Consider the following 15,330-nt stretch of genomic DNA (forward strand, 5'->3'; position numbering starts at 1 on the left):
CTCATTGGGCAAAATGCAAAAAAAAAGTCTGAACGTGAGTTCAGACTTTTTCTGGGAATATGGTGGTGAGAGAGGGGTTCGAACCCTCGATACGTTGCCGTATACACACTTTCCAGGCGTGCTCCTTCAGCCACTCGGACACCTCACCATATTGTTGCCGCAACCTGGTTGCTGACGGGCGCTAATGTAGGGGAAAACGCCCGTTGCGGTCAACTCTCATTCCAGAAAAGTGAGTGCGTTTAGTCAGTTTTACATCACTTTGCTGTTTTAAACGGCAGTAGCGCCGCTGAAATCCACTTAGCCGCAGATCCACGCCAACCCTCGCGCCGAAAAGGTGCATAATAATCGGCTTCATTTGCCAGGAAAAACTGAGGTTAGTTGTGGAACGCACCAACCCTATCCCCCAACAGCAGGTGCCAGGCGGTACCGGTGCGCTGTTCTTTATTCAAATTTTTGCCACCATGGGCTTCGCGGTGCTCTACTCCAGCCTGGTGCTGTATGCCACCAAACGTCTTGGCTTCAGTGAAGGGCAGGCCAACACCATGATGGGCGTATTTGGGGCTTTTAACTACGGGCTACATCTGTTTGGTGGCTACCTTGGCGGGCGCTTCCTCAGCAACCGTAATCTGTTTGTTCTGGGAATGGTGCTTCAGGTGGCAGGCTGCTGGACGCTGTCCGGGCAGAGCGCCGAAGGGCTGTACTGGGGGCTGGCAATGTTCCTTACCGGCAGCGGACTGAATGTAACCTGCATCAATATGATGCTCACTCAGCGCTTTGCACCGGAAGATAACCGCCGTGAGAGTGCCTTCCTGTGGAATTACGCCGGGATGAATCTGGGCTTCTTCCTCGGTTTTACCGGCGCGGGCTATTTTCAGCTCAGCGAACATTATGAAGCGCTGTTCCTGTTTGCCACCGTCGGTAATGCCATCGCCATTGTGATTTCCCTGCTGCGCTGGAAAATCCTCGCGGATATTAATACGCCGTTACTTCAGGCCAGCCCGCGCCAGTTTCGCTGGCGGATGCTGGGGGGACTGGCGGTACTGGTACTGCTGGTGCCAACCATTCGTCTGATGCTCAATCACGCCGGGTTTACCGGCACCTTTGTGCTGGTGCTGGGCGCGGCAATTTTCCTGCTGCTGTGCCTGACCACTCTGCGCCATCGCCCGCGTGACGAGCAGCGCCGCATGGTGGCCTACCTGATACTTGCACTCGGTTCGCTGGTGTTCTGGACGCTGTATCAGCTGGCTCCAATGGGGCTGATGCTGTTCACCGAACACAATATCAACCTCAACGTCTACGGCATCCGCGTGGCACCACAGTGGGTGCAGAACATCAATACGCTGGTGATTGTGGTCGGCGGCCCGCTGCTGGCGCTGGTTTTTCGTAATCTGCGCGAACGCGCCTGGCGCATTGATATCCCGCTGCAGTTTTCATCGTCCCTGTTCTTTATCGGCCTGGGGATGCTGGTGCTGCCGCTGGGCATCGCCCTGGCTGGGGAAGACGGCATCGTGGCGTTTAAATGGATTGTCATCAGCTACGTGTTACAAAGCATCGGTGAGCTACTGATTTCACCTATCGGTTACGCGATGATAGGCAAGCTGGCTCCGGCGCGCTATCAGGGGGTGATGATGGGCTGCTGGATGATGGTCACGGGAGTGGCGTCGGTGCTGTCTGGTCACGTTTCTGCGCTGATGCCGGAAAACAGCGGCAGTACGCCGCTGGTCACTAATCCGGGCTACAGCCATATCTTCAGCGTACTGGGCTGGGGAAGCGCCGGAATTGGCCTGCTGCTGGTCTGTCTGATACCGCTGTTACGCCGTTTGATCCAGCAGGTTGAAAACCGCTGATCGCCGCCGGGGCAGGAGACTGCCCTAAATTTCACTTGCCAGGTGCGCTGTTTTCCACCAGCCTGAATAAAAAACAGGAGAAAAACGTGGATATCATTTTTTATCATCCGTTCTTTAAAGCCGAGACCTGGATCAACGGCCTGCAGCAGCGCTTACCGCAGGCGCGCATTCGCCAGTGGCAGTCCGGTGACAGCGGGCCGGCAGATTACGCGCTGGTGCGTCAACCCCCGATTGAGATGCTCAGGGGGCGTGAGCTGAAGGGCGTCTTCGCACTCGGCGCGGGTGTGGATGATATCCTCGGCCAGCTGCGTGAACACCCCGATATGCTGGCACCGGGCGTGCCGCTGTTCCGTCTGGAAGATACCGGCATGGGGCGTCAGATGCAGGAGTACGCGGTGTATCACGTGCTCGGCTGGTTCCGCCGTTTTCCGGAATATCAGAGGCAGAAAAGCGAAACGCTCTGGCATCATCTGCGTAACCGTTCGCGCCAGGATTTTTCTGTCGGCATCCTCGGCGCGGGCGTGCTGGGCCGCAGCGTGGCACAGAGCCTGCTGGCCTGGGACTTCCCGGTCAGCTGCTGGAGCCGCTCACCGAAGCAGATCGACGGTGTGACCAGCTTCCACGGCCAGCAGCAACTGGGCGCTTTTCTCGCGTCTACTCAGGTACTGATCAACCTGTTACCTAATACGCCGCAGACGGAAGGGATCCTCAATCGCGCGCTGCTCAGCCAGCTCAAACCCGGTGCCTTTCTGCTGAACCTGGCGCGCGGCGCGCATCTGGTCGAGGCCGATCTGCTGGCGGCGATCGAGGCCGGTGAAGTCAGCGCTGCCGCCCTGGATGTGTTCAACCATGAGCCGCTGCCTGCTGAACATGCTTTCTGGTCGCATCCTGATATTGCCATCACGCCCCATAATGCAGCTGTAACCTTACCCGACGAAGCTATGGACTACATTGCGCAGGCTATGCTGCGACATGAGAGCGGCGAAATGCCGGAAGGGCGCGTGGATATCAGCCGCGGCTATTAATCTGAAGGAGGAAAAATGTATCCAGTTGACCTGCACATGCACACCGTTGCCAGTACCCATGCTTACAGTACGTTGCGCGACTACGTGCTTCAGGCACAGACCTGCGGCGTTAAGCTATTGGCGATCACCGATCATGGTCCGGATATGGCCGATGCGCCGCACTACTGGCACTTCGTCAATATGAAAGTCTGGCCACGGGTGATTGACGGGGTTGGCGTGCTGCGCGGCATTGAAGCGAACATTAAAAATGTTGAGGGCGAGATTGACTGTAGTGGCCCGATGCTGGACTCCATTGATATCATTGTCGCCGGATTCCATGAGCCGGTGCTGGCGCCGCAGGATAAGGCGACCAATACCGCCGCGATGATCGCGACCATGGCTAACGGACTGGTGCATATCATCAGCCATCCGGGCAACCCAAAATATCCGATTGATATCCAGGCGGTGGCCGAAGCGGCCGCCAGATATGACGTGGCGCTGGAGCTGAATAACTCCTCCTTTACCACCTCCCGCCTGGGGAGTGAACCGAACTGCCGCGCGGTGGCGGCTGCCGTGCGCGACGCTGGCGGACGTCTGGCGCTGGGGTCGGACTCACACACTGCATTTACTCTTGGCAATTTCGATCACTGCCTGCGCATTATGCGCGAGGTGGATTTTCCCGAAGATCGCGTGTTAAATGTCTCGCCGCGCCGCCTGCTGGACTTTTTACAACAGCGTACCGGCAGGGAAATTGCCGAATTCGCCGACATGTGACACTGTCACGCATAACTTCTAACGGAACTGAAAGACATGAATGAGTTTTCCATCATCTGCCGCATTCTCGGCTCGCTGTACAATCGCCAGCCGCAGGACCCGCTGCTGGTGCCGCTGTTCACGCTGCTGCGTGAAGGCAAGCTACAGCAGCACTGGCCGCTGGAGCAGGATGAGCTGTTAACCCGCTTACAGCAGAACAGCGATCCCGCCCTGCTGGCTGCGGATTACAATGCGCTGTTCGTCGGCCCGGAATGCAAGGTGTCACCCTACGCTTCGCAGTGGGAAAATGGCCCTCAGGAAGCTGACGTGCGCGCCTTTCTCGGCCAGCGCGGAATGCCGCTGACCGATGCGCCTGCCGACCATATTGGCGCACTGCTGCTGGCTTCGTCCTGGCTGGAAGATCAGTCCGAAGACGATGAGAGCCAGGCACAGATCCAACTGTTTGATGATTTTCTGATGCCGTGGGTGGGGGCGTTTCTCGGTAAGGTTGAGGCACATGCCGGAACGGCCTTTTACCGCACGCTGGCCGCCATCAGCCGCGAGGCCATTCAGGCGATGCGCGATGAGCTGGAAGACGAAAAAGCGTAGGGATCGCGGCATGGCATGGCCCGCAATCCCTGTGCTGCGGGTCAGCTGGACCTGATCCATTCTGCTGGTGCGGAACCGAACGGCGAAGCGCTGCGCGACCAGTTTAACGGCATACCCGGCAGCCAGAACGGCGAACGCAGGCGATAGCTGATACCCCATGGTGAAATCTGCGCTTCGGGATCTTCGTCCTGAGGCTGGCGCGGTCCCAGCCCCGTCTGCCGGGCGTCCTGAGGGCAGGGTGTCTCTGTCAGCAGGCAGGCGGTGCGCGCCAGCGACAGGCGGGCAGTAAAGCCGGTGTGATGCAGCAGACGCTGGCGCATTCCCTCCAGCACGGCGGCGGCCATCATATAACCCGTGGCATGATCCAGCGCCTGCACCGGCAAAGGTACCGGAGCGTCGCTGCCCTGCCACAGGCGACCGCGCTCCGCGATGCCGCAGGCCATCTGTACCAGACTGTCAAATCCCCGGCGGTTACGCCACGGTCCCGTCCAGCCCCAGGCGTTAAGACTGACATCCACCAGCCCCGGCTTCAGCCGCTGTAACGCTTCGCTGTCATAGCCCAGCAGGCTCAGCGCATCCGCGCGATAGCCGTGGACCAGCACATCGCACTGGCTGAGCAGCCGTTCAAACTGACGGCGGCCGTCGGCAGACTTCAGATCGAGCCGGGCGCAGCGTTTACCGGGGGTCACTTCCTCTTCCAGCGCAGGCTCTTGCCAGCCGGGGGGATCGATACGCAGTACTTCTGCGCCAAGTCCGGCAAGAAAACGCGTGGCGACCGGCCCGGCGATAATCCGCGTCAGGTCAAGAACGCGCACGCCGAGCAGCGGACGTATCGGCAACAGACGCCAGGTCGGGGCCGGGCCACAGGCCTGTAAAGTCTGTTCAATCAGCGCTTCGCGGCTGACGCTCTGCCCCTGCTCATGCTGCTGCCATTCGCTGTGGCTGCGCAGCGCGGCGGCGCAGCCACCGGCATCCACCACCGCTTGTTCCAGCCTGCCTTTTTCCCATCCGGCGACGGTCGCGGCCAGCTGCTGGCGGGTCGCATGCTGACCTAGCACCCGCTCCATTGCTGCCCGGTGGTGCGGGGCATTGGTGTGCAGGCGCAGCCAGCCGTCTGCCGTAGCGTAATCGCCGGCAAACGGGTCCCACAGCGCCGGTGTCGGGCGGTTAACCGGGCGCAGCGCCTGCTGGAACCAGCGGGAAGCCAGCAGCACGTCCACTTCGGGCGGATGAGGGTTCGCGCTGAGATCGGCCGCAGCCTGGGCGGCCAGTCCGATGCTGGTGGCGGCCAGCTCGCTGACCGGATAAGCCGAGACCAGCGTCTGGTTACCCCGTATCCGCAGCGCCGGCAGGGGCGTGCCGGAGTGGTGTAATCCATGCCACAACTGTTGCCACAGCGCGGTGCTCAGGCGGTTATCCATGCAGCTCTCCTTATTTTTCAGGGGCAGAGGTTTTTTTCCGGCGGCTATAGCCAAAACGCGCCAGGCGCGCATGCATTTTCAGGTTGCGCAGATTAATCACGGCGATTGCCGTACCCACAATCACCAGCAGTCCACCAATTGCTTTGTAGCTGTTCATGCTGTCACCCAGCACCACCACGCCCATAATGACCGCCAGCACCGGGGTGAGCAGTGAGTACGGCATAATCAGGTTGACGTTGTAATGTTTCAGCAGGCTATACCACAGGGAATAGGCCACGATAGAGGAGCCTATCGCGCTGAACAGAATGCCAAACCAGCCGCGCCATGACGAGTGTAGCAGCAGATGAAGCTGGTCAGATTCGGTCATCCACGAGGCCAGACCGACCAGCGGAATGGCAAAAAAGGACAGCCAGCCCGTCAGGGTCAGCGGGCTGATTGGCGGTGATTTTTTTACAATCATATTACTGATGGCCCAGCCAAAGGCGCTGAGCAGCAGCATCACCAGCACCCACCAGTTAGGAATGGTCGGGCTGCCCGCCAGTACCACCACGCCGCTCAGAGAAATAGTGATCCCCAGCAGCTGCACCAGACGCAGCTTCTCTTTGAGGATCACCATCGCCAGCAGCATGGCGATCGGCGTCCCCAGCTGGACGATCACGGCCGCCGTTCCGGCATCGGTGTACTTCAGGCTGACAAACAGCAGAGAAAAGTGCAGAAAGCCGAAGGTAAAACCGAGCGGCACCAGATAACAGAGCTGCTGGCGCGTCACGCGCGTAAAGGGCACCAGAATGCACGCCACCACCACAAAGCGCATGGCAATCATCAGCAGGGGCGGCAGGTCGAGCAGCCCCCATTTTATGGCGATGTTATTAAATGCCCAGATGGACACCACCAGCAAAATCAGTAAAAAATGACGCAAAGCCACTGCACAGTCCTTAGCAAAACGAAGTGATCCTGATAATCATGGCATGAAATGCACAAGATGAGGCGCTGAACTGCGCGGTTTTTTAACCGTCTGTCGCATAAACGCGCTGAAAACAGGCCTGCTTAACCTGATGCTTTGTCTGAAGAATACCCGGAAATGTTATGAGACACAGACAGGGCAAAGTGCCATGATAATCGCCGGGGTGAGCGACCCTGCGAGAATCGAGGACTAAGCAAGATGACAGTGAGACTTCCGTTAGCGATTATCCAGCTTGAGGCACCGCCCGAAGCGGTCAGCTTGCGCGTTGGCGAGCAGCGCCAGTGGTTTGTCGGGGCGCTGAAGCTGTCAGACGGGGAGTATATTGTGGTGCGTCCCGATCTCGGTGACCCCCTGCCGGAGCCGGGCAGCATCTCTGCCGCCATTCTCAGCGGCTCCTGGGCGATGGTCACCGACCACGCCGACTGGAGTGAGCGTACCGCCGCCTGGGTGCGTTATGCCGTGGCCGAACAGCTGCCGCTGCTGGGGGTCTGCTACGGGCACCAGCTGATGTCTTATGCGCTGGGCGGCGAAGTGGGGGATAACCCTCATGGCTGGGAGCGGGGGCTGACGGGGCTGGAAGTGCGTGAGGAGGCCCGCTATGACCCGCTGCTGGCATCGCTGCCGCCGACGTTCTGCGCCTGGCTGTCGCACCGCCAGTCGGTGCTGACGCCGCCGCCCGGCGCGCGCGTGCTGGCGAAATCGGCGCAGGACGGCTGCCAGATTATTCGCTATTCATCTCAGGCGCTGTCGGTGCAGTTCCATCCTGAATTCACCAGGGAAATAATGACCGCCTGCCTGCAAAACAGTCTGAATGAGGCAGAGGTTAGCCGCCTGATAACCGCGCAGCCGGAGCCGGAATGGCCGCTTCAGCTGCTGCGCGAGTTCTGGCTGCAGGGGCAGCCGGTGGCATCGCTCCCGTTATAGCGATGAGGCCGCCTGTGCGCTTTCTCACAGCGCTTCGCTAAAATCCTGTTTTCCTTTCGATGCCGTCACAGTTTCTCACCCTGCAATCTGACATCCTCGTCCTTTTAGATAATGTTAATAATGAGTTATTTAATTGTTAACCGAAGGGTCGCCACGGCGAACCCTTTCAACAGGAGAGCGATGATGCGCTATGCATATCCGGGCACTAAAGAATCACTGATCACCCTGAAGCAGCAGTATGGCAACTACATCAACGGCGCGTTTTCTCCGCCGGTTAACGGCGCATACTTCACTAACACCTCACCGGTGAACGGCTCGGTGATTGGTGAGTTCCCGCGTTCAGATAAAGATGACGTTGAGAAGGCGCTCGACGCGGCTCACGCGGCGGCGGAGGCCTGGGGGAAAACCTCCGTGCAGGCGCGCTCTCTGGCGCTGCTGAAAATTGCCGATCGGCTGGAGCAAAATCTGGAAATGCTGGCGGTGAATGAAACCTGGGATAACGGTAAGCCGGTGCGCGAAACCCTGGCTGCCGATCTGCCGCTGGCGGTCGATCACTTCCGCTACTTTGCCGGCTGCCTGCGCGCGCAGGAGGGGTCAGCCGCCGAGATTGATGAATTCACCGCCGCCTATCATTTCCATGAACCGCTGGGCGTGGTGGCACAAATTATCCCATGGAACTTCCCGCTGCTGATGGCCGCGTGGAAGCTGGCCCCGGCGCTGGCGGCGGGCAACTGCGTGGTGCTGAAACCGGCCGAGCAGACGCCGTTGTCGATTACGCTGTTTGCCGAACTGATTGGCGATCTGCTGCCCAAAGGGGTGCTGAATGTGATCCACGGTTTCGGGCGCGAAGCCGGGGAGGCGCTGGCGTCTAACCCGCGTATCGCCAAGGTCGCCTTTACCGGTTCTACCGCCACCGGCGGGCATATTCTGGAGCTGGCGGCGAAAAACCTTATCCCTTCTACCGTCGAGCTGGGCGGCAAGTCGCCTAATATTTTCTTCGAAGACATTATGCAGGCCGAGCCGTCCTTTATTGAGAAAGCGGCCGAAGGGGTAGTGCTGGGCTTCCTCAATCAGGGCGAGGTCTGTACCTGTCCGTCGCGTGCGCTGGTGCAGGAGTCAATCTACGAACCCTTTATGGCGGCGGTGATGAAGCGGGTGAAAAGCATTAAGCGCGGTGACCCGATGGACACTGAGACCATGGTCGGAGCGCAGGCCTCGCAGCAGCAGTTTGATAAGATCCTCTCTTATCTGGAGATTGCGCAGAAAGAGGGGGCTGAAATCCTCACCGGCGGCGGCGTGGAGAAACTGGAGGGCGGTCTCGCCAGCGGATACTACATTCAGCCAACGCTGCTCAGGGGTGACAACAGCATGCGCGTGTTCCAGGAAGAGATCTTCGGACCCGTTGTCGGCATCACCACCTTTAAAGACGAAGCGGAAGCGATTGCCATTGCCAATGACTCCATTTACGGGCTGGGTGCCGGTGTCTGGACGCGCGATATTAACCGCGCCTATCGCGTGGGGCGGGCGATCAAGGCCGGGCGCGTCTGGACCAACTGTTACCACCTCTATCCGGCCCACGCCGCGTTCGGTGGTTACAAGAAATCCGGTATTGGACGTGAAACCCATAAAATGATGCTCGATCACTACCAGCAGACGAAGAACCTGCTGATCAGCTACAGCATCGAACCGCTCGGCTTCTTCTGAGTTCATTGCCATGCAGGCCGGGATTTCCCGGCCTTTATCCGTGCTATCTCTGTGATAACCATCACTTTTTAATATGACCCGGCTGATTGCTGACTCAGTCAGGATGTGGCACGGTGTTATTTGGGTTGTATAGACAAGAATACACAACCTGGCAGGGCAACATTCCGCTGGCCGCTGCGCCGTTCCCGTGGCGGCCAATCGCTTCAGGCAGGGGGAGGAAAACAATGTCAGTCAGTTCATCAGGCGCGCAGGCTAAGCCACGCCGGTTAATAGAAAGCCGCAGTATTGATTACATTCCCGACAGCGAGCGTCACGGTCGGGTTTTCAGCCAGTTTACGTTATGGTTCGGAGGGAATTTACAGATTACCGCGATCATTACCGGCGCGCTGAGCGTCGTGCTGGGCGGTGATGTTGTCTGGTCACTGATCGGGTTGCTGGCAGGCCAGATTATCGGTGCGGCAGTGATGGCCCTGCACGCGGTGCAGGGGCCGCGCCTCGGGCTGCCGCAGATGATCACCTGTCGCATCCAGTTCGGCATCTATGGCGCGGTGATCCCGCTGCTGCTGGTGTGCGTGATGTATGTCGGTTTCTCCGCCAGCGGCACCGTGCTGGCCGGGCAGGCGCTGGCGCATCTCACCGGGGTGAGCGATCGTACCGGGATGGTGCTGTTCGCGGCTGTCATTATCGTGGTGGCTACGCTCGGCTACCGGCTGATCCACGGCTTGGGTAAAGTGGCCAGCGTGGTCGGGGTAGTGGCTTTCTGCTACCTGTTTGTGCGTCTGCTGCTGGAAAATGACGTCGGCCAGCTGCTGGCAAACCGTCACTTCTCGCTGCCGATGTTTCTGCTGGCGATATCGCTCTCCTCATCTTGGCAGATTGCTTTCTGTCCGTATGTTTCCGACTACTCGCGCTATCTGCCGCGTAACGTATCGGGGCGCAGCACCTTTCTGGCGGTGTTCAGCGGCACCGTGCTGGGAACCCAGGCATCCATGACGCTTGGGGTGATGGCCGCCGCGCTGGCGGGCGATGCCTTCTCCGGCAATGAAGTGGGCTACATCGTCGGGCTGGGGTCCAGCGGTATGACGGCGCTGGCGCTCTATTTTGCCATCTGTTTCGGCAAGATCACCTTTACCACGCTCAATGCCTACGGCAGCTTTATGTCAATGGCGACCATCGTCAGCGGCTTTCGCAAAAGTGCGGCCATCAGCGAGCGTGCGCGCCTGCTGTTTATCGTCGTTATGATGGTGGTGTCCTGCACCATTGCCATACTCAGCGAACCTTCATTCCTGAAATCGTTTACGCAGTTCCTGCTGTTTCTGCTGGCTTTTTTCGTGCCGTGGAGCGCCATGAACCTGACCGATTATTACTTTATTACGCGCGGGCAGGTTGATATTCCGGCGCTGAGCGATCCCGATGGTCGCTACGGCCGCTGGAACTGGCCGGGCATCTTGACCTATGCGCTGGGCGTGCTGGTGCAGCTGCCGTTTGTCGCCAACGGTTTCTATCAGGGGGCGCTGGTGGGCTGGTTTGACGGCAACGATATCTCCTGGCTGATTGGCTGGGTGTTCACCGCGCTGTGCTGGCTGGGAGTCAGTCAGCTGCGCCGTCAGCCAACACATCAGTTAAGTTCGCGTTAAGTGATAAAAAAAAATTATCAGTAGGGGGCGATTGGCCCCTGACGCTGAAAAGCAGGGGGCGGAATCGGGCCTGCCTGCATGATTTTTCCACCTCTGCGCGACGGCTGTCGCGCTCTCATCACGCCTGATAACCTCAGATTTTGTGTCATAGCGCGCTTTCTGTTGCCGAACTTATGGGTTTTTTTCGCGGAAAACCGGACTCTCAATGAGATTTATCTGTAATTACCCGGCTGCGCAGCGACAGAAATGGCAGCCTGCTCAGGCCGTCGTCAGTAAAAGAAGTAAAAATTCCTTTCTGTCTCGTCGCCGCCCGGAAAAGGGTATGACGCAAAAAGAGGGGCTAACCCTGCGGTTTCAAAGGTGAATTTTTATTTTCAGGAAGATAGTACGGCTCTATCCTAAGATAATCCTTATTATGGTGTTACAGCATGACATTGTTCAGTGCTGAGATTAATCCTGGTTACGAATCGCGTTGATGAAATGTTGAATTTCAGGGAGTGCATTTATTTTTGTTAAAACTGAAACCAGAGAAACATTAATTTTAAATTAAGTTAATTGCCGCAATGGGTATTTATTCATTAGCTGTTTAAAATGTATTTATAAACAGTTTATCTAATCATTTTCTTTGTCATTTTTTCCTTTGGTTTGGCTTTTGTTTATGTAATTTTAATTAACTGATAAGTATTTTCCTAAACGGTTGGTACGCCCTCTTTCAGGCATTGTTTTTTATATTTTTATGGTGTTAATTAAAAATAGAATCCGAACTGATGAGAGTCGTGAAATGACACAAAAATTGCTGTCAGTGATTATCCCTGCGTATAACGTAGGGAATTATATTGTGGAATGTATCAATTCATTACTGGTGCAAATTCCGGCACCTAATGAGATTATTATTGTTAATGATGGATCGACCGACGATACGCTGGCGAAGGCAGAGGCCTGCTGCGCTAACGATGCGCGCGTCAGAATTGTCACCGTGCAGAACGGCGGAGCAGGCAAGGCGCGTGATTACGGCATCAGTCTGGCACAGGGCGATTACCTCTTCTGCTGTGACCCGGATGATATTGTTTGTGAAGGTTTTTTTTCTGAGTTTTCCGCCACCATAGCCAGCCACCCTCAGCTGGAGCTGTTCTGCTTCAACTCTGTGATGTTTACCGATGGCCATCCGGGCAACAGCTGGCCTAAAGTGCAACACACGGCGTTCGGGCTGATGCCGGCGGCGCAGGTATTCCGCAATCTGCTGCGCAAAGGCGCCTATACCTCCGCCAGCTGGAATTACGTATTGAAAAAAGAAATCATCGACAGATTCAATTTGAAATATATTATGCGCGTGCATGAAGATCATGGTTACACGCTGGAGGCTTTCCTGCGCACGCACACGGCATTTGTCAGCCAGAATGTCTATTACCGCCAGCGTGTGCGTCAGGGTTCTTTGACCAACAGCCACAAAGACGAGAGCTTTTTCCGTCAGCGCTATGAGGCTTTCATTCACTCTTACGAAAAGCTGATTCAGCTTACTGCTGGATCTAAAGACCGCAGCGAACTGCGGCGGTTATATCTGATACATTCATTCAAGTTAATGATTCACCTGTCGCTGGCCAGCGGACAACGCGTGCCGGAATACGTCAACCAGGCGATAAATTATTTCGGGAAAAGTCTGAAACCAGGTGGTGCAGCCAACTGGCTGCTGTTAAGACGGCCAGAATTGTACTCTAATCTGATCAGGATAAAGCGGAGTTTACGCAAAGCATGAAGGGATTTTTTTTAAGGTCAGGGGCTGATGGCTAAAGTAATCGATAAAACGCTGTTAATAAATGTACTCTCGCTGCTGGCATATCGCGGCGCTTCTTTCATCATTCCGCTGGCGACGTTGCCCTATCTGGCGCGTATTCTCGGCGTTGAACATATGGGCCTGCTGGCACTCGGCCTGGCCTGCGTGATGTATTGCAGCACCATCTCCGACTGGGGATTTAACGTCTATACCACCAAGGACATCGCAGAGCATCGCGATAATAAACTGAAAGTGACCGAGCTGTTCTGGTCAACTTTCAACGCCAAACTGCTGCTCGGTACTGCTTCACTGGCGGTACTGCTGACGGTGACCTGGTTTAATCCCGCCTGGCATGCTCTGTTTTTCATCGTGCTGGCCAATTCCACGGTGCTGTACGGTCAGCTGCTGTCATTCGGCTGGCTGATGCAGGGTTTTGAAAAGCTGGGCAAGACGGCGATTATCTCGACCATCGGCCAGATGACGTCAATACCGCTGACGTTCCTGCTGGTCAAATCTCCGGAAGATACCTGGCTGGCGGCGCTGGTTCCCGGCGTGGTGGCCTTTGTGACGGCGGTGATCACCCTGTCGATTGTGGTGAAGATGGACATCATTGGTTTCTATCGCTTCCAGCCGAAAGAGATTTTGCAGCGAATGAAAGACAGCCTGCACGTTTTTCTGTCGATCTTCGGTGCCAATATGTTCAACAATATCAACGTGCTGATCTTAGCCAGCATGACCAGTACCTATATGGTCGGCCTGTATAACGGGGCCGACCGCCTGAAAAAGGCGGCGAACTCGGTGCCGGAGCAGATTGGCAACGCCTTCTTCCCGCGCGTCAGCCATCTGTTTAATAAAGACCGGGCAGCGGCGATTGCCGCCACGCGTAAAAGCATAACGCTGTCGTTTCTGCTCAGCCTGTTTATTGTGATATTCACCTGGTTCTTTGCGGATATTGTGGTGCGTATCCTGCTTGGCCCGGCATTCCACGAGTCGGCCGACGTGCTGCGCATCGCCGTATGTGGCTTTATTTTCGGCAATGTCAGCTATCCCGCAGGGCTGCAAATCCTGATCCCACACGGTCTGACCAAACAGCGCATGTATCTGATGTTCATTGTCGGGGGGATCAACATTCCGGCCTGCTGCCTGCTGGCCTGGAAGTTTGGTGCCATTGGGGCGGCCTGTGCGCTGGTGTTCTCAGAAATTCTGATCTTTATCGGCATTATGTACCTGCTGATTAAACACGGCATTCTGAAAAACTACCTTGCCAGACCGGCGGTTTTTAAGCAGCCTGGCAATGAACAGGCATAAGATCGGGCGCTAATCCTGCCGCAGGCGGGACTGGCGCCAGTTCAGCAGCGGCGTGACCGAAATCCCGTGGACCACCACGCTGGCGACGATCAGGGTGAACGCCATATCGGCCATGCGTGCGGCTTCCGGGCCAGCCAGACCGTGGGTATAGGCCCAGGCAATATAGTTAATACTGCCGATGCCGCGGATCCCCAGCCAGCCGATGGTGGCACGCTGTAGCCGCGGGGTGTTTACCCCGACCGTAGCCATCCACACTGACAGCGGACGAATGGCAATAAACAGCAGGGCGGCCAGCCACAGGCCCGTTACATTCCAGTGCTGCGCCAGCGTCACGCCCAGCACGATAATAATCGCCGCCGCAAACAGGCGTTCAATGGTGTCGCCAAAGGAGAGGGCATCACTCACCACTAACCCGGCTGAACCGGCCGGATTGGTCTGCTCCACCCGGTGACGGGCATTGGGATTGACCAGTTCCTCGGCAGGGGGGTGATACTCACTCTCCTGAAACTCTTCGGTTGGAAAATGGCGTACCACACGCATCTCCGCACGCCGCAGCCCCACGCCTGCCGCAAAGGCTGACAAAAATCCTGACGCATCCAGCGACTGCGCAACGGCATAGCTGAGGGCAATCAGCGCCAGTGCCAGAAAATCATTGGGCGCCACATCCTGATGAGTGTGGCGCAGGTGCGAGGCGTACTGTCCAATCAGGCGGCCCATAATAAAGCCGATTAACGATCCCCCCACTACCGCCCACAGTACGTCCACCAGCGCCCAGTGGCTGAGAAAGTCCCAGGACATTGACCCACTTCCGCTATACAGGGCCACCGCCAGCATCAGCAGCGGCAGGGCGGTACCGTCATTCATTCCGGCCTCGCTGGAGAGCGAAACGCGCAGGTTGTCGTCGTCGCGCGCATCATTCACTGAAATCAGGCTGGCAAGCACCGGATCCGTTGGTGCCACAATCGCACCAAATGCCAGCGCCAGCGGCCAGGAAAATCCGGCCAGCCAGTGGGCCGCCAGCGTGACGCCTGCCACCGTCAGCAGCATGCCGGGAAACGCCAGCCGCAGGCCCATACGCCAGCCAGGACTGTTCAGCGGCAGACGTAGTTTCAGCCCGGTGATAAACAGCGAGGCGGCCATGGCGATTTCGGTGAGGTTTTTTGCCAGTTGAGCGTGAGCGGCAATATCAATGCGCAGCAGATCAAGGACCCAGGGGCCGCAGAGAATGCCGGCAATCAGATAAAGTGCGAAAGCGGTTACCGGTCCACGGCTTATCCAGCCAGAAGCCAGCGACATCAGTAACAGTAAACCACCCGTGGCGGCGGTCCAGCCGAGAAATCCCATTTTTTATCCTGAATTGATTGTTCAATCTTTCCAGTATGGACGGG

The 15,330-nt window shown here is 57.1% G+C and carries 12 protein-coding genes and 1 tRNA gene; 9 read left to right on the forward strand and 4 right to left on the reverse strand.

Annotated features, from left to right (window positions below; genetic code table 11):
• Positions 1–60 precede the first annotated feature (60 nt).
• A tRNA-Ser gene (locus ABEH87_RS02275) sits at positions 61–148 on the reverse strand.
• A gap of 232 nt (positions 149–380) precedes the next feature.
• Here ABEH87_RS02275 and ABEH87_RS02280 point away from each other — a divergent pair.
• From ABEH87_RS02280 to ABEH87_RS02295, 4 genes are all read left to right on the forward strand, one after another.
• Positions 381–1,847, forward strand: a complete 1,467-nt coding sequence (locus tag ABEH87_RS02280) for an oligopeptide:H+ symporter (RefSeq protein WP_346573539.1) — start codon at positions 381–383, stop codon at positions 1,845–1,847.
• Between the two features lie 86 nt (positions 1,848–1,933).
• Positions 1,934–2,872, forward strand: coding sequence for a glyoxylate/hydroxypyruvate reductase GhrA (gene ghrA, locus ABEH87_RS02285; RefSeq protein WP_346573541.1), 939 nt, complete (start codon positions 1,934–1,936; stop codon positions 2,870–2,872).
• A 15-nt stretch (positions 2,873–2,887) separates the two neighbouring features.
• The gene (locus tag ABEH87_RS02290; RefSeq protein ID WP_346573543.1) at positions 2,888–3,625 is read left to right on the forward strand and encodes a phosphatase; all 738 of its coding nucleotides are present in this window, start codon (positions 2,888–2,890) and stop codon (positions 3,623–3,625) included.
• Positions 3,626–3,661: 36 nt separating this feature from the next.
• On the forward strand, positions 3,662–4,213 hold the full coding sequence (locus ABEH87_RS02295; RefSeq protein WP_346573545.1) for a molecular chaperone: 552 nt from the start codon (positions 3,662–3,664) through the stop codon (positions 4,211–4,213).
• A 41-nt stretch (positions 4,214–4,254) separates the two neighbouring features.
• On the opposite strand, the gene ABEH87_RS02300 is transcribed toward ABEH87_RS02295, so the two are convergent.
• Entirely contained in the window at positions 4,255–5,634 is a 1,380-nt protein-coding gene (locus ABEH87_RS02300; RefSeq protein WP_346573547.1) for a CoA transferase, read from the reverse strand.
• 10 nt (positions 5,635–5,644) lie between these two features.
• The gene (locus ABEH87_RS02305; RefSeq protein ID WP_346573549.1) at positions 5,645–6,559 is read right to left on the reverse strand and encodes an EamA family transporter; all 915 of its coding nucleotides are present in this window, start codon (positions 6,557–6,559) and stop codon (positions 5,645–5,647) included.
• A 237-nt stretch (positions 6,560–6,796) separates the two neighbouring features.
• Here ABEH87_RS02305 and ABEH87_RS02310 point away from each other — a divergent pair, with 237 nt between their 5' ends.
• The 5 genes from ABEH87_RS02310 to ABEH87_RS02330 all read left to right on the forward strand — a co-directional run bounded on the left by ABEH87_RS02310 (position 6,797) and on the right by ABEH87_RS02330 (position 13,942).
• Positions 6,797–7,522, forward strand: a complete 726-nt coding sequence (locus ABEH87_RS02310) for a glutamine amidotransferase (RefSeq protein WP_346573551.1) — start codon at positions 6,797–6,799, stop codon at positions 7,520–7,522.
• A gap of 183 nt (positions 7,523–7,705) precedes the next feature.
• Positions 7,706–9,226: an aldehyde dehydrogenase family protein gene (locus ABEH87_RS02315; protein ID WP_346574553.1), complete on the forward strand. Its 1,521-nt coding sequence runs from the start codon at positions 7,706–7,708 to the stop codon at positions 9,224–9,226.
• A gap of 224 nt (positions 9,227–9,450) precedes the next feature.
• Positions 9,451–10,863, forward strand: coding sequence for a cytosine permease (locus ABEH87_RS02320; RefSeq protein ID WP_346573553.1), 1,413 nt, complete (start codon positions 9,451–9,453; stop codon positions 10,861–10,863).
• A 781-nt stretch (positions 10,864–11,644) separates the two neighbouring features.
• Complete coding sequence (locus ABEH87_RS02325; RefSeq protein ID WP_346573555.1) at positions 11,645–12,616, forward strand: glycosyltransferase; 972 nt, start codon at positions 11,645–11,647, stop codon at positions 12,614–12,616.
• A gap of 27 nt (positions 12,617–12,643) precedes the next feature.
• Entirely contained in the window at positions 12,644–13,942 is a 1,299-nt protein-coding gene (locus ABEH87_RS02330) for a flippase (protein WP_346573557.1), read from the forward strand.
• A gap of 9 nt (positions 13,943–13,951) precedes the next feature.
• Here the strand turns inward: ABEH87_RS02330 and ABEH87_RS02335 are convergent, their stop codons facing one another.
• The gene (locus ABEH87_RS02335; protein WP_346573559.1) at positions 13,952–15,286 is read right to left on the reverse strand and encodes a sodium:proton antiporter; all 1,335 of its coding nucleotides are present in this window, start codon (positions 15,284–15,286) and stop codon (positions 13,952–13,954) included.
• Positions 15,287–15,330: the final 44 nt, after the last annotated feature.

The organism is Erwinia sp. Eh17-17 (genome assembly GCF_039675725.1).
In the GTDB taxonomy this organism is placed as follows: domain Bacteria; phylum Pseudomonadota; class Gammaproteobacteria; order Enterobacterales; family Enterobacteriaceae; genus Erwinia.